The following is a 23775-nucleotide window of genomic DNA, read 5'->3' as shown; positions in this document are numbered from 1 at the left end:
GCACGGAGCGCGAAGGGGCCGCGAAGCACGGGGCTCGGGTCACGTCGCGCCTGGTCGGTGGCGGGCCCGGACCGCCGGGACGGGCCAGGCCTGACCAGGCCGGCGGAGGGTCCGAGGCCCGGGGACGGCGCGCTGCCTCGCACCGGAGCGGCGCACGGACTCCGGACCGAGAGGACGGCGACTCCGTCACCGGATCGGCCTTGCGGCTAGCACCGCCCGGGCCGCGCCCCACCCCGTCGGCCGACGCCGACGAGGGGGCGTACACGCGCACCGAACGGCGAAGGAGCCGCCGCACCGGAGTGCGACGGCTCCCGAGACCGGCCGGGTGGCGGTGTCACCCGTGCCACGACCTCCACAGCGACGCGTACGCCCCGTCCGCCGCCACCAGCTCGTCATGGCTGCCCAGCTCGCTGATGCGGCCGTTCTCCACGACCGCGATGACATCCGCGTCGTGGGCGGTGTGCAGACGGTGGGCGATGGCGACGACCGTGCGGCCGTCGAGGACCCGGGCCAGGGACCGTTCCAGGTGCCGGGCCGCGCGCGGGTCCAGCAGGGACGTCGCCTCGTCGAGGACCAGCGTGTGCGGGTCGGCCAGCACCAGACGGGCCAGCGCGATCTGCTGCGCCTGGGCCGGGGTGAGGGCCAGGCTGCCCGAGCCGACCTCCGTGTCCAGCCCCTCGTCCAGGGCCCGCGCCCAGCCGTCCGCGTCGACCGCGCCCAGCGCCGCCCACAGCTCGGCCTCGACGGCGGAGGTGCGGGCCAGGAGCAGGTTGTCGCGGAGCGAGCCCACGAAGACGTGGTGCTCCTGGTTCACCAGGGCCACGTGCGAGCGGACCCGCTCGGCCGGCATCCGGGACAGTTCCGCACCGCCCAGGGTGATCCGGCCGTCCCGGGGCGCGTAGATCCCCGCGAGCAGCCTGCCCAGGGTGGACTTGCCCGCCCCGGACGGGCCGACCAGCGCGAGACGGGTGCCGGGGGCGACCTCCAGGGACACCTTGCGCAGCACGTCCACGCCCTCGACGTAGCCGAAGTGCACCCGGTCCGCGTGCACCTCGCGCCCGTCGGGACTCACCGAGTCGTCGCCGGCGTCCGGCTCGACGTCCCGGACGCCGACCAGCCGGGCCAGCGACACCTGGGCCACCTGGAGCTCGTCGTACCAGCGCAGGATCAGCCCGACCGGGTCGACGAGCATCTGCGCGATCAGCGCACCGGTCGTCAGCTGACCGACGTCGATCCAGCCCTGCAGGACGAACACACCGCCGACCATCAGGACCGAGGAGAGGATCAGGACGTGGGTGACGTTGATGAACGGGAAGAGCACCGACCGCAGATAGAGCGTGTAGCGCTCCCACGCAGTCCACTCCTTGATCCGCTGCTCCGACAGTTCGACGCGGCGCGCGCCGAGGCGGTGTGCCTCGACGGTGTGCCCGGCGTCCACGGTCTCGGCGAGCGCGGCGGCGACGGCCGCGTACCCGGCGGCCTCCGAGCGGTAGGCGGACGGCGCCCGCTTGAAGTACCAGCGGCACCCGACCACCAGCACCGGCAGCGCGAGCAGCACGGCGGCGGCCAGCGGCGGCGCCGTGACGACGAGCCCGCCGAGCAGCAGGACGACCCACACCACGCCGATCGACAGCTGCGGCACGGCCTCGCGCATCGCATTGGCCAGCCGGTCGATGTCGGTCGTGATCCGGGACAGCAGATCACCCGTGCCGGCCCGTTCCAGGACACCCGGCGGCAGCCCGACCGACCGCACCAGGAAGTCCTCGCGCAGGTCGGCCAGCATCCGCTCGCCGAGCATCGCGCCGCGCAGCCGTACCTGCCGTACGAACAGGGCCTGGACGACGAGCGCGAGCACGAACAGCCCGGCGGTCAGCTCCAGATGAAGTTCACGAGCCTCCTCCGAGACCCGCTCCACGAGCCCGCCGAGGAGCCACGGCCCCACCATCGACGCCAGCACGGACACCGTGTTGACGGCGATCAGGACCAGGAAGGCGCGGCGGTGCCGGCGGAACAGTTCGGTCACGTACGCGCGCACGGTCGCGGAGCCCCCGACGGGCAGGGTGTTAGCCGTCGTCGGGGCCGCCGGGTCGTACGCCGGTGGCGCCACGCCGATCATGCCGTCTCCTCGATTTCTTCCAGTACGCCCGTCAGGGCGTCGTCGTCGGTGGATTCGGTCTCGCGGGTCACGACCGCGCGGTACCGGGGTTCCTTGTGCACCAGTTCGCGGTGCACGCCCACGGCCACGACCTCGCCCTCGTGCACCAGCACGACCCGGTCCGCACGGTCCAGGAGCAGCGGCGACGAGGTGAAGACCACGGTCGTACGGCCGGAGCGCAGGTTCCGGACGCCCTCGGCGATCCGCGCCTCGGTGTGCGAGTCGACGGCGGAGGTCGGCTCGTCCAGGACCAGCACCTCCGGGTCCGTGATCAGCGACCGGGCCAGGGCGAGCCGCTGGCGCTGGCCGCCCGACAGGGAGCGCCCGCGTTCGGTGATCCGGGCGTCCATCGGGTCCTCGGCGCCGAGCGAGCCCTGGACGAGCGCGGCCAGGACGTCGTCGCACTGCGCCGCCGTCAGCGCCTCCTCCGGGTCGATGTCACCCGAGGCGGGCACGTCGAGCAGCTCGCGCAGCGTGCCGGACAGCAGGACCGGGTCCTTGTCCTGGACGAGGACGGCGGTCCGCGCGACCGAGAGCGGCAGCTCGTCCAGCGGCACCCCGCCCAGCAGCACGGACGTCGCCTCTTCGGCGGGGTGGCCGCCGAGACGCTCCGCCAGCTGTCCCGCCGCGTCCGGGTCGCCGCAGACCACGGCGGTGAGCCGGCCGGACGGCGCGAGCACACCGGTCGCCGGGTCGTACAGGTCCCCGGACGGCGCGTCACCGGCCAGCGAACCCTCCTCGGACGTGGCGCGCTCCAGCGACAGCACCCGTGCGGCCCGGCGGGCCGACGGACGCGAGAAGGAGTACGCCATGGCGATCTCCTCGAAGTGCCGCAGCGGATAGGTGAGGATCATGACCGAGCTGTAGGTGGCGACGAGCTCGCCGATGGTGATCCGGCCCTCGCGGGCCAGCCCGACGCCGTGCCAGACGACCGCGATCAGCAGCAGCCCCGGCAGCAGCACCTGGATCGCGGAGATCAGGGACCACATGCGGGCGCTGCGCACGGCGGCATGGCGCACCTCCTGCGAGGCGCTGCGGTAGCGGTCGAGGAAGAGCTCCTCGCCGCCGATGCCGCGCAGCACCCGCAGTCCGGCGACCGTGTCCGAGGCCAACTCGGTGGCACGGCCCGCCTTCTCCCGCTGGAAGTCGGCACGCCGGGTGGCGCGGGGCAACAGCGGCAGTACGGCGACCGCCAGCACCGGCAGGCCCACGGCGACCACGACGCCGAGCGCCGGCTGGTAGACCACCAGGCCCACGCAGACGATCACGATGGTGAGCGCCGCGGCGGTGAACCGGGAGACGGCCTCCACGAACCAGCCGATCTTCTCGATGTCACCCGTGGAGACGGCCACCACCTCACCGGCCGAGACCCGCCGGGTGAGCCCCGAACCCAGCGAGGAGGCCTTGCGAGCCAGCAGCTGCTGGACGCGGGCGGCGGCGGTGATCCAGTTGGTGATGGCGGTGCGGTGCAGGAAGGTGTCGCCGATCGCGCTGCCGGCGCAGGCCAGCGCCAGCAGCCCGCCCGCGAGGGCGAGCCGGCTGCCGGACCGGTCGACGACGGCCTGCACGGCGACGCCCACACAGAACGGCAGGACGGAGACGGACACGAAGTGCACCAGTCCCCAGGCCAGGGATCTGAGTTGCCCGCCCAGCTGATTCCGGAAGAGCCACCACAGGAATCGGGGACCCGAGCGCGCGTCCGGCACACCCGGGTCGGGATACGGAAGGTCGTGAATCTGCATGACGGATGACGTCCCAGTGGCTCGTGTCAGGGGGTGGAGGGACCGCGGACGGCGGTAGCAAACCGTGAAAGGTTCGCGTCATCGCAGGGTCGGAGGCAAACGGTTTTCCGGTCGGACGGATGCGACCATGGCGGGGTGGCGAGCGATGTACGACGTGCGGTGGCCTGCGGGATCCTCCTGGCGGCCCTGGCCGCCTGCGCGAGCCCCCGGACCGAACCGGCGAAACCCGCGGCGAGGCCCGCGACAGCCGCCCCCGCCCCCGCGCCCACAGGCGTCCCGGACATCGGCGACCGCTTCCGACACCGCATCCCCGTCGACTCCCGCCAGGTCGTCGCGGTCTACGGCGACGGCAGGAACTCGCCCGATTCCACGGTCGTTCTCCACACGAAGCACGGCTCCGCCTGGGAGCGCACCCGCAGTTGGCCGGCGCACAACGGCAAGAAGGGCTGGACCACCGACCATCGCGAGGGCGACAAGCGCAGCCCTGTCGGCGTGTTCACCCTCACCGACGCGGGCGGGGTCCTCGCCGACCCCGGCTCCAGGCTCCCGTACACCCGGTCCGCCGCCTTCGCGGCCCCGCGCTGGTGGGCCGAGTCCCACTGGCACGACTTCGACTACGTCATCGCGATCGACTACAACCGGGTCAAGGGCACCCCGCCGAACGACCCCACCCGACCCGGAGGCGATGCCAAGGGCGGCGGGATCTGGCTCCACATGGACCACGGCAGCGGTACGTCCGCCTGCGTCAGCCTGTCCGGATCGGCGATGCGGTACCTGCTGCGCACGCTCGACCCGGACCAGCATCCTGTGGTGGTGATGGGGGACAGGGCCGACCTGGCGAGCTAGCACTCGCAGGGGAGGCCTCATTGCGGAGAGCGCCCAACTCGCCGTAGAACACCGGCCATGAAGAGACGGATCATCATGTCCATGTTCGCCGGAGCGACCCTCGTGGCGAGCACCCTCCTCGGGGCGACCCCCGCCCAATCGACCGACCCGCTCGTCCGGTCGAGCGACGCGTCCTCTCAATCCGCCGACGTCCCCGCCGAGTTCGGTTCCGACTGGCACGATCCCATCACCGCCGCCCCGCCCGTCACCAAACCCTCCGGCCCGTCCTGCGAAGTCACGCTCGCCGAGGCGCAGTTCCGTGACTTCACGCCGTACAAGGGCACCTACACCCCGCCCGACGGCTGCGGCGACCGCTGGAGCAAGGTCGTGCTGCGGATGGACGGCAAGGTGAAGGGGCGTCAGTACGACCGGCTCGGCTATCTGCACGTCGGCGGGATCGAGATCTTCCGCACGTCGACCCCGCAGCCGTCGCCCGACGGGATCGAGTGGTCGGTCGAGAAGGACGTCACGCGCTACAGCGACACCTTCCGCGCCGGCCACGACGTCGAGATGCTCATCGGGAACGTCGTCGACGACACGTACACCGGCATCATCGACGTCAAGGTCACCCTGACGTTCTACGCCGGCCGCCCCGCCACGACCCCCGACCGGGTCCTGACCCCGACCGACGGCACGATCACCACCCCGCGCAACAGCGAACGCATCGTCGCCGAGGTGTACGCCACCGGATCCGGCGGCGGCTGCGAGGAGTACTGGTATCTGACGGTGCCCGACGAGGCGCCGTACTCCTGCAAGGCGACGGGCGGCCCCTACCGCGAGGTGCAGATCAAGGTCGACGGCCGGCTCGCCGGGATCGCCGCGCCGTTCCCGCACGTGTGGACCGGTGGCTGGTCCAACCCCTTCCTCTGGTACGTCGTTCCGGGACCGCGCGCCTTCGACGTCAAGCCGATCGAATACGACCTGACGCCGTTCGCCGGGATTCTCAACGACGGCCGTCCCCACCGCATAGAGGTCGACGTCGTCGGCGTCCCCGCGGGACAGACCGGCTGGAGCGCCCCCGTGAACGTCCTCGTCTGGCAGGACGCGAAGAGCACGCGGGTCACCGGCAAGCTCACCACGCACACCGTCGGCGACCTCGCCAACTCCTCGACGTACACCCCTGGTTCGGAGCACCGCCTGGACACCGAGGGCGCGCACCGGCTCACCGTCGCCGGATACGTCGACACCTCCCACGGCCGTGTGACCACCACCGTCCGGCGCGCGCTCACCAACACCTCCGCACACCGCTGGACCGACGGCGAGAACTTCGACGCTCTCCGGGCCACCTGGGCGGACGACGAGTCGGTCACCGTCGACGGACGGGGCCCCGCCCGCACGACGCGCACGCATCGGACGTACACCATGGACGGCACCACCACGCTCGGTACGGACGACCGGCTGCGGACCGTGCTGACGCTCGGCGACCGGGCCACGGCCACCGTCACGCGCGATGGCCGCCGAACAGTGTGGTCGCGGCTCGACGACACCTACACCGGCGACGCCACCTGGACCGTCAACGTCCCGCGCGACCAACGGCACGCGGTCGGCACGACGAGCGAGCGCTACCGGCTGTACGGATCGGACGGCTGCCACGACCGCTCCCTGACCAGTGTTCAGGGGGTGCTGACCGAGGATCGCCGAGGCTGCTGAGGGGAGTTGTGTGCGATGCGTCACTCGGGGCGTGATTTACGCGGCTGAAACACGGCGGTCTTGCGGGAGATCAACGGCGCCTTCAAAGTGATCGCCACGGAAGCCGCTTTCCGTATCGCAGAAGTCCCCGACGCCCCTCGGGGCCTCTGTGCACCGACGTCCCCCACAAGGAGTGCCCGTGCCGCCGTCCGTCCCGTCCCTGCCGCGACGCGTCGCACGCATACTGCGTACCTCACTCTTCGCCCAGGTCGCCGTCGCGCTGGTCCTCGGCATCGTTGTCGGAAAGCTCTGGCCCGACTTCGCCTCCGACCTCCAGCCGCTCGGCGACGGCTTCACCCGGCTCATCAAGACGATCATCTCGCCGCTCGTGTTCTGTGTGGTCGTCGTCGGTATCGCCAAGGCCGGTGACCTCAAGGCCTTCGGCCGGATCGGGCTCAAGGCCCTGATCTGGTTCGAGGTCGCGAGCACGCTGGCCCTGATCATCGGTCTCCTCGCGGCCAACCTCGTCCAGCCGGGCTCGGGGATGAACGTCGACCCGTCCACGCTGAACAGCGCGGCGGTCGACGCGAAGACCGGCGGCGGCTCGCTGCCCACGACGACCGAGTTCATCGTCAACGCGATCCCCACCAGTTTCATCGGCGCCTTCGCCGAGAACGAGCTCCTCCAGGTGCTCATCCTGGCCTGTCTGGTGGGTGCCGCGCTGCTCCACCTCGGCCACACCAAGGTGCCGAAGGTGCTGCCCGCCATCGAGCAGGCCCAGGAGATCATCTTCGCGGTCGTCGGCTTCATCATGCGCCTCGCCCCGATCGCGGTGTTCGGCGCGATGGCCGTCCTGATCGGCCAGTACGGCCTCGGTGTCATCGAGACCTACGCCAAGCTGATCATCCTGTGCTACGCGGCCGCCGCGCTCTTCATCGCGCTGCTCGCCGTCGCCCTGAAGATGGTCACCGGGCTCAGCCTCTGGAAGTTCCTGCGCTACATCCGCGAGGAGATGCTGCTCGCCCTCGGCACCGCGTCGACCGAGTCCGTCATGCCGCGCGTGATGCAGAAGCTGCGCAAGGCCGGCGCCCGCGACGACGCCGTGGGCCTGGTGCTGCCGACCGGCTACTCCTTCAACCTCGACGGCGCCTCGCTCTACCTGTCCATCGGCACGCTGTTCATCGCCCAGGCGGTGGGCGTCGACCTCAGCCTCGGCCAGCAGATCACCGTGGTCCTGGTCCTGATGCTGACCAGCAAGGGCATGGCGGGCATCCCCGGCTCGGCCTTCCTCGCCCTGTCCGCGACCGCCTCCTCGCTGGGCGCGATCCCGGCCGGTGCCGTTGCCCTGCTGCTCGGCGTGGACCGCATCATGGACTCGATGCGCGTCGTGACGAACCTGCTCGGCAACTGTGTCGCCGTCTTCGCGGTGTCCCGCTGGGAGGGTGCGCTGGACCTGGACAAGGCGAAGAGGGTGCTGGACGAAGGGAAGGCCGCCCCCGAGCCCGACCCCGCCACCGAGCCGGAAGAGGCCGAGGAGCCGATCGCCGCAGTACCCACCCAGAAGGCCAAGGAGACGGCCTCCGAGGCCAGTTGACGGCAACTGCACGAAAAGAAGAGGGCCGCGGCGACCAGCCGCGGCCCTTCTTTCATGCCCTCAACAGCGCTTCCCCGGCTCGGGCACGGCCCCGTCCACCAAGGTGTCCAGCAACCCGCCCAGCACCTCGCGCTGCTCCTCCGTCAGCGGCGCCAGGATCTCGGCCGCCGCCGACCTCCGAGCCCCCCGCAGCTCGCGCAGCGCCTTGCGCCCGTCGTCCGTGAGCTCGATCCGGATGACCCGCCGGTTCGTCGGATCCGGCACCCGTCGCACCTTGCCGCTCGCCTCGAGACCGTCGACCAGCGACGTCACCGCGCGCGGCACGACCTCCAGGTGCTCGGCCAGATCGGCCATGCGCGGCGCCGAGCCGTAGTGCGCGAGGGTGCGCAGCAATCGCAACTGGGCAGGAGTGACGCCCAGACCGCTCTGCTCGATGTGCCGCTTCTGGATGCGGTGCACACGCCGCGTGAACCGCAGCAGCTGCTCGGCGAGCGGGCCGTCGGAATCGGGGGTGGTCATACGGGAACAATAACAGGACCATGTTCATTGTGAGTATAGGTAACAATGAGCTAAGGTCCGTAAGTCTCTCACGACGAGTCTCCCGAAGGAGCCCATGCACCCCGACAACGAACCCGCCAGGCCATTGCCCGGCGACTCCGAGGAGCAGCCCCGGCAGGTGCGCCGCATCCTGAAGCTGTTCCGCCCCTACCGCAGCCGGCTGGCCGTGGTCGGCCTCCTGGTCGGCGCCGCGTCGCTGGTCTCGGTCGCCACTCCTTTCATGCTGAAGGAGACGCTGGACGTCGCGATCCCCGAGGGCCGCACCGGCCTGCTCAGTCTGCTCGCGCTCGGCATGATCCTCAGCGCCGTGCTGACCAGCGTCTTCGGCGTCCTGCAGACCCTGATCTCCACGACGGTCGGCCAGCGCGTCATGCACGACCTGCGCACCGCCGTCTACGACCGCCTCCAGCGCATGTCGCTCGCGTTCTTCACGCGCACCCGCACCGGCGAGGTCCAGTCCCGTATCGCCAACGACATCGGCGGCATGCAGGCGACCGTCACCTCCACCGCCACCTCGCTGGTCTCCAACGTCACGAGCGTGGTCGCCACGATCGTCGCGATGATCGCCCTCGACTGGCGCCTGACCGTCGTCTCCCTGCTTCTGCTGCCGGTCTTCGTGTGGATCAGCCGCCGGGTCGGCAACGAACGCAAGAAGATCACCACCCAGCGCCAGAAGCAGATGGCCGCGATGGCCGCCACGGTCACTGAGTCCCTCTCGGTCAGCGGCATCCTCCTCGGCCGCACCATGGGCCGCTCCGACTCGCTCACCCAGTCCTTCTCGGACGAGTCCGAGCGCCTGGTCGACCTCGAAGTCCGCGCGAGCATGGCCGGCCGCTGGCGCATGGCCGTGATCACGATCGTCATGGCCGCGATGCCCGCCGTCATCTACTGGACCGCGGGTCTCGCCCTCCAGATGGGCGGCCCGGACGTCTCCATCGGCACGATCGTCGCCTTCGTCTCGCTCCAGCAGGGCCTGTTCCGCCCGGCGGTCAGCCTGCTCGGCACCGGCGTCCAGATCCAGGCCTCGCTCGCGCTCTTCCAGCGCATCTTCGAGTACCTCGACCTGCCGATGGACATCACCGAGCGGGAGCGCCCGGTCCACCTCGACACCATCAAGGGCGAGGTCCGCTTCGAGGACGTCGAGTTCGGCTACGACGACAAGGGCGGCCCCATCCTCGACGGCATCGACATCACCGTCCCCGCGGGCGGCAGCCTCGCGGTCGTCGGCCCGACCGGCGCCGGCAAGTCGACGCTCGGCCACCTGGTCCCGCGGCTGTACGACGTGACGGGTGGCCGTGTCACCCTCGACGGGATCGACGTGCGCGACCTCGACTTCGACACGCTCGCCCGTGCGGTCGGCGTCGTCTCCCAGGAGACGTACCTCTTCCACGCCACCGTCGCCGACAACCTGCGCTTCGCCAAGCCCGACGCCACCGACGAGGAGCTCCACGCGGCGGCGAAGGCGGCCCAGATCCACGAGCACATCGCCGGTCTGCCCGACGGCTACGACACGGTCGTCGGCGAGCGCGGCCACCGCTTCTCCGGTGGCGAGAAACAGCGCCTGGCCATCGCCCGGACGATCCTGCGCGACCCGCCGGTCCTGATCCTGGACGAGGCGACCAGTGCCCTGGACACCCGCACCGAAGCGGCCGTCCAGGACGCCATCGACGCCCTGTCCGCCAACCGCACCACGCTCACCATCGCGCACCGGTTGTCCACCGTCCGAGGCGCCGACCAGATCGTGGTCCTGGACTCCGGGAGCGTGGCGGAGCGCGGCACGCACGAGGAACTGCTGGAGAAGGACGGACGGTACGCCGCCCTCGTACGCCGGGATGCTCAACTGGAACCGACAAGCTGAAGATATGCCGGGTTCATAACGATATGGGGGTTACCGTGCCCGCATGTACCAGAACACTCCGTCACGGAGCTCGATTCGACTGACCCGCCGGGGCCGCCTCGTCCTCATCGCGACCGGGGCCGTCGTGGCCGGCACCGCCGTGGCGGTGCCGCTGCTGGGCCTGGACAGCGACAAAGACGCCAAGCCCACTTCGCTGGTGATCCCGGAGGGCTGGCGCGCGAGCCAGATCTACGACGCCGTCGACAAGGTCCTCGCCCGCCCGGCCGGCACCACCAAGAAGGCCCTCGCCAAGGCGAACCTGAAGCTGCCGACCGACGCCGAGGGCAATCCGGAGGGCTACCTCTTCCCGGCGACGTATCCGCTGAACGACAAGTCCACGCCCGAGGCGCTGCTGACGTTCATGGCCGACACGGCCCACCAGAAGTTCAACGGCGCCCCGATCGCCGCAGGCGCCCAGCGCAACGCCATGAATGTCTACCAGGCCGTCACCATCGCGAGCATCGTCCAGGCCGAGGCCGCCACCAAGGCCGACATGGGCAAGGTGGCCCGGGTGATCTTCAACCGCCTCGAGCGCGGGATGCCGCTGCAGATGGACTCCACCATCAACTACGCGCTGGGCCGCTCCACGCTCAGGACGAGCGAGGCGGACACCCGGATCGACAGCCCTTACAACTCGTACCAGCGCATGGGCCTGCCCCCGACCCCGATCGACAACCCGGGCGAGGAGGCCGTGCGCGCGGCGGTCACCCCGACGCCCGGTGACTGGCTGTACTTCGTCACGGTCAAGCCGGGCGATACCCGCTTCACGGCCAACTACGAGGAGCACCTGCGTAACGTGGCCGAGTTCAACGCCCAGCAGAAGAGCGGCAGTTCATCCGCCTCGCAGCAGCCGCCGAAGTGACCCGGCGGGGCGTCAGGCGGCGACCGGTTCCCCTTCCAGCAGCCGCCTGATGTCCCGTACGGCAGCGCGGCCCGCCCGGTTGGCGCCGATGGTGCTGGCCGACGGGCCGTAACCGACGAGATGGATACGGGGGTCGGCGACCGCACGCGTCCCCTCGACGCGGATCCCACCGCCCGGCTCGCGCAGCTTCAGTGGCGCCAGATGATCGACGGCGGCCCGGAAACCGGTCGCCCACAGGATGACGTCGACGTCCGCACGCCGCCCGTCGTCCCACTCCACACCGTCCGGAGTGATCTGGTCGAACATGGGCTGCCGGTCCAGCACCCCGTCCTCGATACCCTGCCGGATCGCGTCGTTGAGCGGCAGCCCGGTCACCGAGACCACGCTCTTGGGCGGTAGCCCCTGCCGCACCCGTTCCTCGACGAGCGCGACGGCCTCCCGGCCGATCTCCTCGGTGAACGGGCCCTCGCGGAAGACCGGCGGGCGCCGCGTGACCCATGTGGTGGAGGCCGCGTACGGGGCGATCTCCAGCAGGTGCTGGGTGCCCGAGGCGCCCCCGCCCGCCACGAGGACCCGCTGCCCCGCGAACTCCTCGGGCCCCGGGTACTGCGCGGTGTGCAACTGCCGCCCCCGGAACGTCTCCTGGCCGGGATAGCGCGGCCAGAAGGGCCGGTCCCAGGTGCCGGTCGCGTTGATCAGCGCCCGTGTCGCCCAGGTCCCGGCCGAGGTCTCCACGAGGAGGCGTCCGTCCGTGCCCTCCCGCACCGCGTGCACATCGACGGGCCGTCGCACGCGCAGGTCGAAGGTGCGCTCGTAGGTGTCGAAGTACTCGGCGATCACCTCGGAGGACGCCCGCGAGGGATCGGCGTCCTTGAGCTCCATGCCCGGCAGCGCGTGCATTCCGTGCACCTTGCCGTATGTCAGCGAGGGCCACCGGAACTGCCAGGCGCCCCCGGGGCCGGGGGAGTGGTCGAGGACCACGAAGTCGCGCTCGGGCTCGAAACCGGTCCGGCGCAGGTGATAGGCGCTGGACAGACCTGCCTGACCAGCGCCTATGACGACGACCTCGATGTTGTTCACGCTTCTATCAACTGTGCCGGGGTCGCAGATCTTCCCGGCCGTCGGCCTACGACTTCTCGCCGCGCGCGGGGGTCGTGGACGGCGGCAGATCCGCGTTGAAACGCGTGTCCACGAAGTCCGCGAAGTCGACCTTGTTCGGGATCAGCTTCAGCTCGGTGAAGGCGTCCGCGATCTCCTGCTCGGAGGCGATGAGCGGCTTGTCGACCGCGACCGAGATCCGGCTGGCGTTGGTGCGCTGCACCGAGGCCAGCGCCACCTCGTACGGCAGGCCGGTGTCCTTCGCCCACACCTCGGCCCACTCCTCCTGATGGTCGTACACCCACGCGGTGGCCCGGCGCAGCCGCTCCAGGTAGTCCTTGATCGCGGCGGACTTCTTCTTGTCCTGCAGTGCGCTCGGCGCCGCCACCTGGAAGGTGAGGCCGTTGGTGATGCCGTCGCCGGTGGTGAGGACGCGGCCCTGCTTGCCCTGGAGGATCTGGGAGGTGTACGGGTCCCAGACCGCCCAGGCGTCGACCTTGCCGGAGGTGAACGCGGCCAGCGCGTCGGCCGGCTGGAGGTACTTCACCTTGACGTCGCTCAGACTCAGACCGGCCTCCTTGAGGGAGGCGACCAACTGGTAGTTGGCGGAGGACCCCTGGGCCACGGCGACCGACCTGCCCTTGAGCTGCTCGGCCTTCGTCAGCTTCGAGTCGTTCGGTACGAGGATGGCGTCACCCTTGGACGTGCCGTGGAAGGCGGCCACGACCTTGATCCTGGAGCCGGCGCCGGCGGCGAACACCGGCGGGGTGTTGCCGACGCCGCCGATGTCGACGGCCTTGGCGTTGACGGCTTCCAGCAGGGGCGGGCCGGAGGTGAACGTCGACCACTTGATCTTGTAGTCGAGGTTCTTGAGTTCGCCCGCGGCACGCAGGATCGCCTCCGAACCGCCCTTCTGGTCACCGACGTCGAGGGTGAGGGAGCCCTGGCCGTCGGTGTCGGTCCCCGTACCGGCGGTCGCGTTCCCGCCGCAGGCGGCGAGCAGGAGTGCGAGGGGGAGGAGCAGTGCGGCGGGGGCGAGGCGTCGTCGCATGGGGGTTCCGTTCTGTGGTGTCGCTGTGGTCGTGGGGGGTTTCAGGCGGCTTCGGCGGCGGTGTCGACGCCCAGGCGTTCCAGGAGGCCGGCGCGCAGCTCGGCGAACCGGGGGTCGGTGATGTCGCGCGGGCGGTCGAGGTCGATGCGCTGCTCGTGGGCGATGACCCCGTCGTCCATCACCAGGACACGGTCGGCGAGCAGGACGGCCTCCTCGACGTCGTGCGTGACGAGCAGCACGGCGCAGCCGCGGCGCTGCCACAACTCGCCCACCAGACGCTGGGCCTTGATACGGGTGAGCGCGCCGAACGGCTCGTCGAGCAGCAGGAGATCGGGCTCGCGCACCAACGCCCGGGCCAGTGAGGCGCGTTGGGCCTCACCGCCGGAGAGGGTCTTGGGCCAGGCGTCCGAGCGGTGGCTCAGTCCGACCTCTTCCAGGGCCTTGTCGGCGACGGTCCGTGCGGGTTTGCCCGGCAGGCCGAGCAGGACGTTGCGCCACACCTTCTTCCATGGCATCAGCCGGGGTGCCTGGAAGGCGACGGCCTTGCGGCGCGGCACGAGGACGGTGCCCTCGATGTCCCGGTCGAGGCCGGCGAGGATGCGCAGCAGGGTGGACTTGCCGCAGCCGCTGCGGCCGAGGAGGGCCACGAACTCGCCCGGCCGGACGTCGAGTTCGAGGTTGTCGATGACGGCACGGCCGTCGAAGGAGCGGGTCAGCCCCTTGACGCGGACCGCGTGCGGGGCGCGGGGAGCCGGGGGCGTGTCCGACCCCTTGGTGATCACCGGCCGGTGAACGTCGGTCGCCATTGCAGCAGCAGCCTTTCGAGGGAGCGGACGATGAAGTCGGTGAGCAGGCCGAGGAAGGCGTAGACGATCAGGCAGACCACGATCACGTCGGTCCGCAGGAAGTCCCGTGCCTGGACCATGAGGAATCCGATCCCGGAGTCCGCGTTGACCTGCTCGGCGAAGACGAGCGCCAGCCAGGCGATGCCGAGGGAGTAGCGCAGACCGGTCAGGGCGCCGGGCAGTGCCCCCGGCAGCACGACGTGCCGCACCAGCCCCCATCGCGAGAGGCCGAGGGACTCGCCCGCCTCGATCAGCTGGGCGTCGACGCCGCGGATACCGGCGTAGCCATTGAGGTAGAGCGGGAAGGTCACACCGAGCGTGATGATCGCGACCTTGGGCGCCTCGCCGATGCCGAACCAGATGATGAACAGCGGGATGAGACCGACGAACGGCACGGTCCGCAACATCTGGACAGGGGCGTCCACGAGGTCCTCGCCGAACCGGAACAGGCCCGAGACGAGGGCGAGTCCGGTGCCGACGAGGGTGCCGAGGAGCAGACCGGCGGCGACGCGATGGAGCGAGATGGTCATGGCGGAGGCCAGCGAACCGTCGGAGATCAGATCGCTCGCGACCTGCGCGATCCGGCCCGGTGAGGCGAGGACGTCGGAGGCCAGCACGCCTGTGGCGCTGAGGAGTTGCCAGAGCACCAGCAGGAGGACCGGGCCGGTGGTGCGGCGCAGCCAGCGGGGGACGCGGGTGCGCCGGGAGGAGGCGGGGACGATGGGTTCGAGGTCGAGAGGGGCACCCGACTCGGACTTGACCGAAATATCGGGTTCGTGGGGGTGTGGCGGGGCATGGCTGATGCTCATGAGTGCTCCACGGAGGAGAGAGCGGCCGATGAGGGGGAGTTGGGGGGCCGCGACCGTGTGCCGTCGTCTCAGGCATGCACCGGGGCGAGGGGGTGCGCGCGGATCAGACGTGCGGGCAGAGCGGACCGCAGGCGCGAGGGGGTGTGAAAAAGGGCGTCAGCAGCCGCGGCGACACGCGGCGGAGGCCACCCGCAGCAGGTCGATGTGACCGCGCGTGGTGAGCAGAGCTGAACGCAACATGCCGCCGAAACTAGCCAGATGGGGTGGCCATGGTCAATGGCGTCTCGCGGAGTGGACCTGCCGTATCAACGGTCGGTCGGCTGGTCGCTCGCGACACCGGGCGAATGGGCGAGGATGGGCGTATGTCAGATGCGTTCACCACCCGGGTTCTGAACATCACTTCCGGTTCGACGGAGCGGGTCGTCGACCTGACCGCCGACTGCGAGGCGTTCCTGCGGGAGGCGGCCGCCGGTCGCGACGGCCTCCTCAACATCTTCGTCCCCCATGCCACCGCGGGCATCGCGATCATCGAGACGGGCGCCGGCAGCGACAACGACCTCCTCGCCGCCCTGCACACCCTCCTCCCCTCCGACGACCGCTGGCAGCACCGCCACGGCAGCCCCGGCCACGGCCGCGACCATGTCCTCCCCGCGTTCGTACCGCCACACGCGACACTGCCGGTGGTGGGCGGGCAGCTGGAGTTGGGGACGTGGCAGTCGGTATGCCTGGTGGATACAAATCGGGATAATCCGGACAGGGTGGTTCGGTTGTCGTTCCTTGGGTGAGGCTCGAGGTGCGACGACTGTAGGTGTGGATGTCCGGCCACTCCAAGTGGGGTGTGTCTATGGGCGGTTGTGGCGGTGAGGATTCTCCCCGGGCACGGTCTGCCCGGCGTCTGGGGTGGCCTGGGTGGCCGGGCTGTAGAGGCTTCTGACCTGGGTAAGTATCGGCTTGTAGGGAAAACGGTCGGGCTTTGGCCCGAGCGTGGTCCGGATCTTGCGGGGCGATGAGATCTTCTTGAAGTTGGCTACCAGGTGGATCGGCGCCTTCCGTGCTGGTGACGTCGAGTTCGTCGTCTTCGGTCAGTGCGAGGGCAGCAACCGGATCGGTCGCGTCCGGGCCATCGGCGGTCTCCGCCGGGTCCGCTGCCAGATCTTCGTTGGAGGAGAGGTCGAGAGGGGTCCACTGCACTCCGGGGGACGCGGAAACTGCATGAGACTGGTCGTCGGCGCCGCCGAACGTGGCTGGACGGATGCCAAGCCGGTTCAGTTCCTCCCACAGGCCGGTCAGGGCATCGTCGGGGTCGAACCGGAACTCGCTTTCGGGGATGCGCCAGAACGTCCAGCCGACCCGTTGGAGTTCGCGGTCACGCTGCTGGTCGTGCCGGACCTGCAATGGTGTCGGGGCGGGACGCGAAGGGCGTGCCTAACAGCCATCAGCGTCCCCGCACTGTGATCAACGCGGCCGGACTGGTCGAGGTCACAGCCCCGCGCGTGTGAGCGGCAAGCGGGTGGATATGGCCAGCGGGGGGCGGATGCGTTTCTCCTCGATGACCTGCCGCCGTGGGTGCCGCCGTGGTGCCGCAAGTCGCCCAAGGTCACCGAGGTGCTGCCGCTGCTCTACCTGCACGGGCTGTCCTCGGCGGCCCTGGGCCGGAGTCGCACCCGAACGAAGTGGCCGCCCCAAGTCAGCGTCTGGCCATTAGCGATCTGCTCGTACTCTGCAAGCAGGAGTTGGCGGACGTCGATCACCTTTGTTCATTTGTCAGCCGGGACAATTGGGCTTCGAGGCCGATGAGTCCCGTTCTCTCAGCGCCGCCGCGGAGCCGGGACAGTTCGGGGACCTCCAGACGCAGTTGGAGGGCCAGGCGAGCGACGAGTTCCTCTGCTTCCTGTCGAGTGATGTGCCGACGTGAGCCCATGCGTTGGTCCAGGCGGTCAAGGAGAGCGAGCTTGCGCGATGTTTCCTCTGGGCACCACACGCGGAAGAAGCGGCTGCCCGCCATGCGATAGCTGCCGATACGGGACACCGGGATTCCCTCGTCGCCGAAAGCGCCGGCGGGCAGCGAGACCGACCAGGTGCCGTCGTTGTCCCGTTCCGGCGAGACTGAGTCAAGGCCCTGGTCGCGCAGCCACTTCCGGGCGGACCGGAGGACGCGCTCGTCCGCCTGCTCGCCTGTCTCTTCGTTGTCGAGTGCGCTGATCAGCTCTGGAGCACGGGTGCAGAGTTCGCTGAGCACCGGGTCGTGTGCGGTCCCCGCCTCGGCTTGGCCGTAGACCAGGAGTCCCCTCTGTCCGCGCACCAGGTAGACGGGCAGGAAGACGAGTGTCTCCCCCAGGCTCTGAAGCGCGTCGAGAGCAACGGGCAGATTGAACCGGGCCCGGTCCTTTCGGTCCTTGAGGCGGTCCAGGGCTGAGCGATCGAAGCCGGATGTCACAGTGATGGGGGTGAAGCGCGGGTAGTGGTCGCTCCGTGTCACCCGGGTCAGTTCGTCGGCGGGCAGAAGGGTCACGACCTCCTCGTCGTAATGGGCTTGGGTCAGCGGGGTGCAGCTCAGAGCCTCGAAGTACAGTTTGCGGCGGTCCTGACGGGTGACCACGTAGCGGATGTCGTCGTCCACGGAGCGCTGCCCCAGCGGCGTCAGGGACAACCGGCCTCCGGACTCCTCCCGCAGGTGGCCGATCGCGGTCAGGAAACGTACGGCCTGTGCGACCAGGGCACGGTCCAGGGCGAAGAACGTGGCGAGTTCGTCCACGGTGTGCAGGGCGCCATGGCGCAGCCCGCGCTCCAGGAAGCGGTCGATGAGGAAGAAGTCCTCGCCCTCGGTGACATCGGCGCGGATCTCCACCTGCCAGACGGGCAACAGCAAGGCGTAGAGCCGGGTGGGCACGATGCCCTGGCCGAAGGCGGCGTCCTCCAGGACTCGTTCTTCGGGGAACCTCATCAGGCGGGGAGCGGTCGTCACGGGCGGCCTCCTTCCGCGTACAGGTCGGCGGTTCCGCCCGAGTCCGGCTCGGCTTCGTGAAGGGCCGCCATGACATCCCGGTAGTCCCTCAGGTCGCCACAGTCGAGCAGATGCCGGTGCAGGGCGTCGATGAGAAGGCGGAAGCCGGGATCGTTCGCACGGATCAGAGTGCTCAGGTCGCCGGTGAGGACCAGCTGGCTCTTGGCGCGAGTGAAGGCGACGTTGGCGCGGCGCAGCTCCTTGAGAAAGCCGATCCGGCCTTCCGGGTTGCTGCGCGTGAAGCCGTACAGGACGACGTCGCGTTCCCCGCCCTGGTAGGAGTCGACGCTGCCGACCGAGGCGTCAGCCAGCTGAGAATCACCGATCAGCGGGGTCAGGTGGCGGACGACCTCCAGGCGCTGCGCGAGGTAGGGGACGATCACCACCCACTCGGAACCCCGGCTGTGGTAAAAGGCGGCGAGCCTGGCCAGGAGACGTGCTTCACAGGTGTTGAACGGGCCCTTGAGGCCGCGGCCCTCGGCACGACGGCTCCCCGACTCGCGACGTACGCGGTCGGGCAGCGCGGCCGTGTCCACGAAGGCCATCGGACTCACGAACAAGGGGTCGGTGTGCCGGTGGTCCTTCTCTGTGAGCAGTTCTCCCCGGTAGAACGCGGCCGAGATGAAGTCGGCGATCTCGGCGGGCATCCGGCGTTGGCGGGTCAGTTGCACGACGTGGGAGGAGGGCAGTCCGGCACGCAGACGTTCCAGAGCGCTCTGAGACATCAGCCGGACCAGTTCGGGGTCGCCGACGTCTTGGGCCCACTCGTCCACCTCGGGGTCGCGGAAGGGAGGCAGTTGTCGGTCGTCACCGACCAGAACACCACGGCGAACCCGGGTCAACGGCACCAACGTGTCCGCGACGCCGATCTGGCCGGCCTCGTCGACGATTCCCAAGTCGAACTCGACGCCGGACAGTTCAGCGCGGGACGCGGCGCCGATGCAGGTGGCGCCGACCACCTGGGCGTAGCGCACGAGTTCGGGAACCAGCTGGCCCGGGTCCTGGCCGATGGCGGCTTGCCACTGCCGGGCGAGCTCCTCGCGTTGCGAGAGGAGCGGCAGCCACGCCTCCAACTGCCGGTGCAGGGTGTGCAGCGCGGCCATCGCATCGGCCGGATCCCGCAGCCGAGCAGCTGTGGGCACGCCTGGCACGACTGTTCCCAGTGCCTGGACGGCGACGTCCGCGGCTTCATAGGCAGACTGAAGGCTCTCGCCGATCCGGCGTTCTGCCAGCTGACGTGTAGTCCGGGCCGCGCTGACAGCAGCGTCCTCGCGGACCGCACGCTCGGCCTCGGCGCGCGCTGCTTCTGCCTGCCGACGCAGTTCGGGGCCGAGTCCCGTGAGCCGTTGAATCTCGGCCCCCACCGTGGTGAGCTCTTCATCCCAGCGGCGAGCCCGCGAGCGGTGCAGGCGACCGGTGAAGAGGGCGTCGGAGCGCAGCCGTGCGTACCGCGCTTTCTCCTGGAGCCATGAGGCGCGCTCGATCAGCGGCTGCAGAGCCGACTCCCTTTCCTTCTCCTCCTGTTGGAGCGCCGCCAATCGTGCGTGGGCCGGTGCGGCGGCCGTGTGGACCGCATCCTGTAGACGCAGGGCCGCGGTCTTCGCTTCCTGGACGAGGCCGTCGACCTGGTGGAGGCGAGTGGCGAGTTCGGCGGTCCACGGCTCGACGGCCGCTGCCTCTCGGTAGGCCTGTGTGCGCTGGGTCATGGCGTGTCGGATGCCCTCGGAGAGGTTCTCCGACTGTTCCTCCAGGAGCAACGGTTTGACGTCGGCGTGGACCTTGCTCTCGTCCCCGACCCGGATCACCACGAGATCCCGCGGCAGCCGGGCCAGGACGTTGTCCACGGCGCGGTTGGTGTGGGAGGTGACGAGGACACGGCCGCCACCGGCCGTGGCCGTGGTCGCGGCGGTGTGGGCGATCTCGGTGATGGTCCGGGTCTTGCCGGTGCCGGGCGGCCCGAGCACCACCAACAGGTCCTCGGTGGTCAACGCCTTCTGAAACGCGTCGAGTTGTTCGGGGTCGAGTTCCTCGTGCGGCTGTGCGGTGGTGGCTGGGATCGCGCGCACGTGGTGCTCGACCACTGCCGGGAGGAGGCCCGCGTTCTTGGTGCCCCGCGTGCGGAGGCTCGCCACGGCCTGTCGCTGCTTGTTGAAGATTACGTTGCTCGGGATGAGTTCCAGTGCACCGCGCCCCGACAGCCGTTCCCACGACACGGGCTGATCGAACCGCACGGTGACGGAACTTCCCGCCGCCCGGTTCACCTTCCCACGGGTCTCGGTGTCTCCCTGTACGCGGACAAAGGCGCCGAGCGGGGGCAACTCCGGACCGATGATGTGGAATTCGTAGGTCGACTGCGGAGTGCTGTTGCGCTTGCCACCTGTGGCCGAGAGGCGCTGATACGGAAATGGGGCGGCCTCTCGTTCTTCCCGGGTGGTGATCTCCTCGGTCGCGTCGATCAGCCGGTCTACCGTGTCGAGGAACTCTGACTGGGCTTCGCTGACGAGTGGGGTTTCCCGCTGCTGCGGCTGCGTCTGGATGAGACTCTGCCAGGCCTTTTCGAGGTCCTGCCACTGGGCGTCCGACCCCTCGGGCACGGCCTTCAGTTCGAACACCATCCGCCAGGCGGGCGGGCGCACCAGGAGACAGGACCGGGCGAGGCGCGCGTGGTCGGCGAGGCGCAGCGGATCGACGTGCTTGACGAAGTAGCCGGTACCCCGGTTCGTAGCCTCAAGGCGTAGGCGATACGTACGAGTGTGAACCAGCAAGGACGGTTTGTACTTGCCGTTCGCCGGGCTGACGCTCACGGCGGCGCCGCCTTCGAGCTGGTTCAGATCGTGGACGATCTGTGAGATGTACGGCGGCAGTCCTGCGCTGGATTCAGCCTTTGTGCGGAGCTGCTCGTCAAGGCCGAGCCCTGGGACGAGCACCAGTGGAGCGCGCAAGGCGATGGTGGAGACTGACATCGACGACGCTCCTCAGTGCTGGGGCGGGACTGACGCCAGCTCGCGTGCGGCGGCGAGCAGAGCGAGGCGGAGCGTACGGACACCTGGGCGGGCGCCTGGGTCCTCCCGCAGTGCTCCGGCGACTGCGTGGACGAGACCGTCCGGTACCGAGGCCGGGCCGCGGTAGGGAGGCAGCCCGGGCTCGGGAATGCGGCCGGTCAGCGCGCGGTACAGCATCGCGCCCAACTGGTAGACGTCGGTGGCGGGCCCCGGGAGGGCGCCGGAGCCATAGCGCTGCTCCGGTGCCTGATACGGACCGGGGTTCTCGCCCGGGCGGGGTGACACGGTGGCGAGACCGAAGTCGCGCAGTGCCATGTGCGGCCGGTGCATCACGACTGCGGTCGGCCGGAGTGCCCGGTGCGAGAGCCGTTCACTGCTCAGCCGCTCAAGGATCTGGGCAACGTCGGCGAGCCCCTTCACGATCGACCACAGGCGCAGTGGGTCCGTCGGCACCGCCGGTTCGGGCAGCAGCTCGTGGAGGGTCTCCACGGGGCGGCCGAGCTTCGGGTCACCCGGCCAGGCCAGGGCGAGAGTGACGGTGTTCCCGCTACGGGTCAGCTGTAGGACATCGGGGCCGCGGAGGCCCAGGCACAGCCGGGACTCCTGTTCGAGCGCGGCCAGGGGGTCGAAGCGGCCCGGGCCGGGCGGGGGCCGTGTCCACTCGACTTGGCGCAGCCAGGCGTACGTGCCGCGAGTGCTGTCGCTGTCGGACACCACACGCGCCACCGCCTGACGTCGCAACACGTCACCGTCCCGCGACTCGTGAAGGAGGTCTCCAGGGCCTTCGTAGAGCAGGTACTCCTGTCCCTCGATCCTGACGACAGGCCGACTGTCCCAGGCCGCTGGGCCGGGGGAGCGGTCGGGGCCGGACACCACGACGGTGGCGGGCCCCGGAGGCACCTCTCGGGCTGGCCACCCAGCGGGGCGCAGGTCACGCAGTACCCGCAGTGCGAAGGCGGCGGCGTTCCGAGCCGCGGTCTCTTGAGAGCCAGCGGCGTCGCGTGTGGTCTTGTCCGGGTCGGCGAAGTCGCTGATGCCGCGTATGCAGAGAGTCCGTACCGCGCGGTTCATCTTGGCCGCGTGGGTGACGCCGTGGCTCTCCATGTCGATGGCCACGGCGTCGTTGTAGTGCCGGCGGATCCGGCGGACCGTCTCGGAGGCACGGAAGCCGATCAGCACATCGCCCGAGGCGATCGGCTCGAAGTGAACCCGAGGCAGTATGGCGGGCCGGGTATCCGGGGCGAGGAAGGCCCATGGCTCGTTGCGTCGGGCGGAGCGCACCAACTGGTCCACGTCGTACGCCGGTTCCCAGGCGTCAGGCCGGGCGGAGAACCCGTCCACGCTTTCGCGTCCGCCGTGATAGCCGTAGACCTTCCTGGCGACGACGACATCACCGAGACGGACATCGTCCTTGAGCGCGCCGGCGACGCCGACGAAGAGCACGGCCTCGGCGTCGAAGTACTCGATCGTGGACTGCGTGACGAGGGCGGCACGGGTGTTGGTAGGGCCCGTCTCTGCCAGTGCTACGTCCCAGTTGAGGCCGGGTATTCGGCCGACGTCGATGAGGGTGCCCTGCGGCAGTTCAGCCTCGCGGACGTCCTGCAGGTGGCGACGTACTGCCTCGTACTCCACCTGTAAGGCGGTGAGCACGACCACGGTGGGCCGCCGCCTTCTCGCTCCCCCCAACGGAACCCCTCACATGAAGTGGCAGGAGGAATCACTCTAGCCCGGACGCAATGCAGGCCAACTCTCAACGCACATGAGCATGGCAGTACGGGCTCACCGGTGCTGGTGGGAGCGTGCTCGAGATCCGCAGGGTGACGCCAGCCAGTCACAAACGGTGGGCGACGTGGACTGGGGTTGCTTTCGAGCCGCTGAGCCGCACCGATCTTCGTCATGCGGTCGTCGAAGGCGTCGATGTTCGAGATGACGTATACAGGGTTGCCCTACCGTAGTTCGGTGGAGCCCGAGCCGGGGTCGGCCGTGTTCGGAGGCGGTGTGGTGGTGAAGCAGATCCCGGAGAAGTCGCGGCCCTGGATCACGGGTGCGGAGAATGTGCCACCTGAGATTTGGTTCCGGACCTCGCTGCCGTCAGCGTTCACCGAGACGGCCAGGTGGTGCCATCGCTCCAGACCTGTCTCAAAGTCCCTGTCCATGCCGGCGCGCATCGTCAGGGCGTTACTCAGGGCTTGCGCGCGTCCAGCATCGGTGGGGGATGCCTCCATCAGGATCAGCTCTGCCTCCCCTGAACCGGCTGTCGAGGCGCTCGAGTCGGTAGACCGTCGGAACGGGCGTCGTATGAGGGAGGACAGTTGCGCCCAGGCTTCTCGGCCGGCCTCTCCACCGGCCCCGCCGGCCAAGGCTGCCAACAGTGCCGCTGATATGGGCTCCACATCCGCACCGCCCTCTGTCTGTGAGGGGCCCAGGTCTCATCCTGTGCCGGTCGCTCTCCCCCACTGTGAGGTGCGTCGGTCGAGGCTTCAAGGCCTCCTGGCGGGGTTGAAGGGTGTCGGCCGGAATGTCGGGCCGGCGGGTGGCGCGGTCCGTGGGTGGGGTGGCCTGTGGCGCCACCCCGGTGTGGGTTCCCGGATAGGGAGTTCGGCTTTGGTCAGGGGTGTGACCTGTGGGGAGAACCGGTAGGCGG

19 protein-coding genes are annotated in these 23775 nt (G+C 69.8%); 7 read left to right on the top strand and 12 right to left on the bottom strand.

The window, feature by feature from the left end; genetic code table 11:
* Positions 1-334: 334 nt before the first annotated feature.
* Positions 335-2116 (bottom strand): ABC transporter ATP-binding protein, encoded by a 1782-nt coding sequence (locus OHU89_RS08730; protein ID WP_405641442.1) that lies wholly within the window; start codon positions 2114-2116, stop codon positions 335-337.
* Positions 2113-3897 (bottom strand): ABC transporter ATP-binding protein, encoded by a 1785-nt coding sequence (locus OHU89_RS08725; protein WP_405641440.1) that lies wholly within the window; start codon positions 3895-3897, stop codon positions 2113-2115. Before OHU89_RS08725 ends, OHU89_RS08730 begins: the two co-directional genes overlap by 4 nt.
* A gap of 135 nt (positions 3898-4032) precedes the next feature.
* On the opposite strand from OHU89_RS08725, the gene OHU89_RS08720 reads away from it, so the two are divergent.
* The 3 genes from OHU89_RS08720 to OHU89_RS08710 all read left to right on the top strand — a co-directional run bounded on the left by OHU89_RS08720 (position 4033) and on the right by OHU89_RS08710 (position 8005).
* The gene (locus OHU89_RS08720; RefSeq protein WP_405641438.1) at positions 4033-4743 is read left to right on the top strand and encodes a L,D-transpeptidase family protein; all 711 of its coding nucleotides are present in this window, start codon (positions 4033-4035) and stop codon (positions 4741-4743) included.
* 57 nt (positions 4744-4800) lie between these two features.
* A complete protein-coding gene (locus OHU89_RS08715; protein WP_405641436.1) occupies positions 4801-6432 on the top strand; it encodes a peptide-N4-asparagine amidase in 1632 nt (543 codons plus the stop codon).
* Between the two features lie 178 nt (positions 6433-6610).
* On the top strand, positions 6611-8005 hold the full coding sequence (locus OHU89_RS08710; protein ID WP_405641434.1) for a cation:dicarboxylate symporter family transporter: 1395 nt from the start codon (positions 6611-6613) through the stop codon (positions 8003-8005).
* Between the two features lie 60 nt (positions 8006-8065).
* Here the strand turns inward: OHU89_RS08710 and OHU89_RS08705 are convergent, their stop codons facing one another.
* Positions 8066-8524, bottom strand: coding sequence for a MarR family winged helix-turn-helix transcriptional regulator (locus OHU89_RS08705; RefSeq protein WP_266895710.1), 459 nt, complete (start codon positions 8522-8524; stop codon positions 8066-8068).
* Positions 8525-8618: 94 nt separating this feature from the next.
* On the opposite strand from OHU89_RS08705, the gene OHU89_RS08700 reads away from it, so the two are divergent.
* Positions 8619-10421, top strand: a complete 1803-nt coding sequence (locus OHU89_RS08700) for an ABC transporter ATP-binding protein (protein ID WP_405641431.1) — start codon at positions 8619-8621, stop codon at positions 10419-10421.
* Between the two features lie 43 nt (positions 10422-10464).
* The gene (gene mltG, locus OHU89_RS08695; protein WP_405641429.1) at positions 10465-11322 is read left to right on the top strand and encodes an endolytic transglycosylase MltG; all 858 of its coding nucleotides are present in this window, start codon (positions 10465-10467) and stop codon (positions 11320-11322) included.
* 12 nt (positions 11323-11334) lie between these two features.
* Here the strand turns inward: mltG and OHU89_RS08690 are convergent, their stop codons facing one another.
* From OHU89_RS08690 to OHU89_RS08670, 5 genes are all read right to left on the bottom strand, one after another.
* The gene (locus OHU89_RS08690) at positions 11335-12402 is read right to left on the bottom strand and encodes an NAD(P)-binding domain-containing protein (protein WP_405641427.1); all 1068 of its coding nucleotides are present in this window, start codon (positions 12400-12402) and stop codon (positions 11335-11337) included.
* 46 nt (positions 12403-12448) lie between these two features.
* Positions 12449-13471 (bottom strand): ABC transporter substrate-binding protein, encoded by a 1023-nt coding sequence (locus tag OHU89_RS08685; protein ID WP_405641425.1) that lies wholly within the window; start codon positions 13469-13471, stop codon positions 12449-12451.
* A 41-nt stretch (positions 13472-13512) separates the two neighbouring features.
* Positions 13513-14277 carry an ABC transporter ATP-binding protein gene (locus OHU89_RS08680; RefSeq protein WP_405641423.1) on the bottom strand — a complete coding sequence of 255 codons (765 nt, stop codon included), beginning with the start codon at positions 14275-14277 and terminating at the stop codon, positions 13513-13515.
* Positions 14250-15125: an ABC transporter permease gene (locus tag OHU89_RS08675; RefSeq protein ID WP_405641421.1), complete on the bottom strand. Its 876-nt coding sequence runs from the start codon at positions 15123-15125 to the stop codon at positions 14250-14252. Before OHU89_RS08675 ends, OHU89_RS08680 begins: the two co-directional genes overlap by 28 nt.
* A 156-nt stretch (positions 15126-15281) precedes the next feature.
* Positions 15282-15365 carry a putative leader peptide gene (locus OHU89_RS08670; protein ID WP_349817350.1) on the bottom strand — a complete coding sequence of 28 codons (84 nt, stop codon included), beginning with the start codon at positions 15363-15365 and terminating at the stop codon, positions 15282-15284.
* 122 nt (positions 15366-15487) lie between these two features.
* Between OHU89_RS08670 and OHU89_RS08665 the strand changes: the two genes are divergently transcribed.
* Positions 15488-15910 (top strand): YjbQ family protein, encoded by a 423-nt coding sequence (locus OHU89_RS08665; protein WP_405641419.1) that lies wholly within the window; start codon positions 15488-15490, stop codon positions 15908-15910.
* 427 nt (positions 15911-16337) lie between these two features.
* Positions 16338-16580, top strand: coding sequence for a hypothetical protein (locus OHU89_RS08660; RefSeq protein ID WP_405641417.1), 243 nt, complete (start codon positions 16338-16340; stop codon positions 16578-16580).
* Between the two features lie 292 nt (positions 16581-16872).
* Here OHU89_RS08660 and OHU89_RS08655 read toward each other — a convergent pair whose 3' ends face one another.
* From OHU89_RS08655 to OHU89_RS08640, 4 genes are all read right to left on the bottom strand, one after another.
* Positions 16873-18090 (bottom strand): hypothetical protein, encoded by a 1218-nt coding sequence (locus OHU89_RS08655; protein ID WP_405641415.1) that lies wholly within the window; start codon positions 18088-18090, stop codon positions 16873-16875.
* Positions 18087-21092 (bottom strand): DEAD/DEAH box helicase, encoded by a 3006-nt coding sequence (locus OHU89_RS08650; protein WP_405641413.1) that lies wholly within the window; start codon positions 21090-21092, stop codon positions 18087-18089. The genes OHU89_RS08655 and OHU89_RS08650 overlap by 4 nt, the downstream gene beginning before the upstream one ends.
* Positions 21093-21104: 12 nt before the next feature.
* Entirely contained in the window at positions 21105-22781 is a 1677-nt protein-coding gene (locus OHU89_RS08645) for a hypothetical protein (protein WP_405641411.1), read from the bottom strand.
* Between the two features lie 296 nt (positions 22782-23077).
* Positions 23078-23287 (bottom strand): hypothetical protein, encoded by a 210-nt coding sequence (locus tag OHU89_RS08640; RefSeq protein WP_405641409.1) that lies wholly within the window; start codon positions 23285-23287, stop codon positions 23078-23080.
* Between the last annotated feature and the right edge of the window lie 488 nt (positions 23288-23775).

The sequence above is a fragment of the Streptomyces sp. NBC_00019 genome (genome assembly GCF_045041015.1).
Taxonomy (GTDB): domain Bacteria; phylum Actinomycetota; class Actinomycetes; order Streptomycetales; family Streptomycetaceae; genus Streptomyces.
This window is presented reverse-complemented; position numbering and strand designations above follow the sequence as displayed.

Coding starts and splice junctions, on each gene's coding strand:
- OHU89_RS08680 (WP_405641423.1), bottom strand. CDS start 14,277: ATGGCGACCGACGTTCACCGGCCGGTGATCACCAAGGGGTCGGACACG.
- OHU89_RS08730 (WP_405641442.1), bottom strand. CDS start 2,116: ATGATCGGCGTGGCGCCACCGGCGTACGACCCGGCGGCCCCGACGACG.
- OHU89_RS08725 (WP_405641440.1), bottom strand. CDS start 3,897: ATGCAGATTCACGACCTTCCGTATCCCGACCCGGGTGTGCCGGACGCG.
- OHU89_RS08675 (WP_405641421.1), bottom strand. CDS start 15,125: ATGAGCATCAGCCATGCCCCGCCACACCCCCACGAACCCGATATTTCG.
- OHU89_RS08640 (WP_405641409.1), bottom strand. CDS start 23,287: ATGGACAGGGACTTTGAGACAGGTCTGGAGCGATGGCACCACCTGGCC.
- OHU89_RS08705 (WP_266895710.1), bottom strand. CDS start 8,524: ATGACCACCCCCGATTCCGACGGCCCGCTCGCCGAGCAGCTGCTGCGG.
- OHU89_RS08660 (WP_405641417.1), top strand. CDS start 16,338: ATGAGACTGGTCGTCGGCGCCGCCGAACGTGGCTGGACGGATGCCAAG.
- OHU89_RS08700 (WP_405641431.1), top strand. CDS start 8,619: ATGCACCCCGACAACGAACCCGCCAGGCCATTGCCCGGCGACTCCGAG.
- OHU89_RS08670 (WP_349817350.1), bottom strand. CDS start 15,365: ATGTTGCGTTCAGCTCTGCTCACCACGCGCGGTCACATCGACCTGCTG.
- mltG (WP_405641429.1), top strand. CDS start 10,465: ATGTACCAGAACACTCCGTCACGGAGCTCGATTCGACTGACCCGCCGG.
- OHU89_RS08665 (WP_405641419.1), top strand. CDS start 15,488: ATGTCAGATGCGTTCACCACCCGGGTTCTGAACATCACTTCCGGTTCG.
- OHU89_RS08715 (WP_405641436.1), top strand. CDS start 4,801: ATGAAGAGACGGATCATCATGTCCATGTTCGCCGGAGCGACCCTCGTG.
- OHU89_RS08650 (WP_405641413.1), bottom strand. CDS start 21,092: ATGTCAGTCTCCACCATCGCCTTGCGCGCTCCACTGGTGCTCGTCCCA.
- OHU89_RS08685 (WP_405641425.1), bottom strand. CDS start 13,471: ATGCGACGACGCCTCGCCCCCGCCGCACTGCTCCTCCCCCTCGCACTC.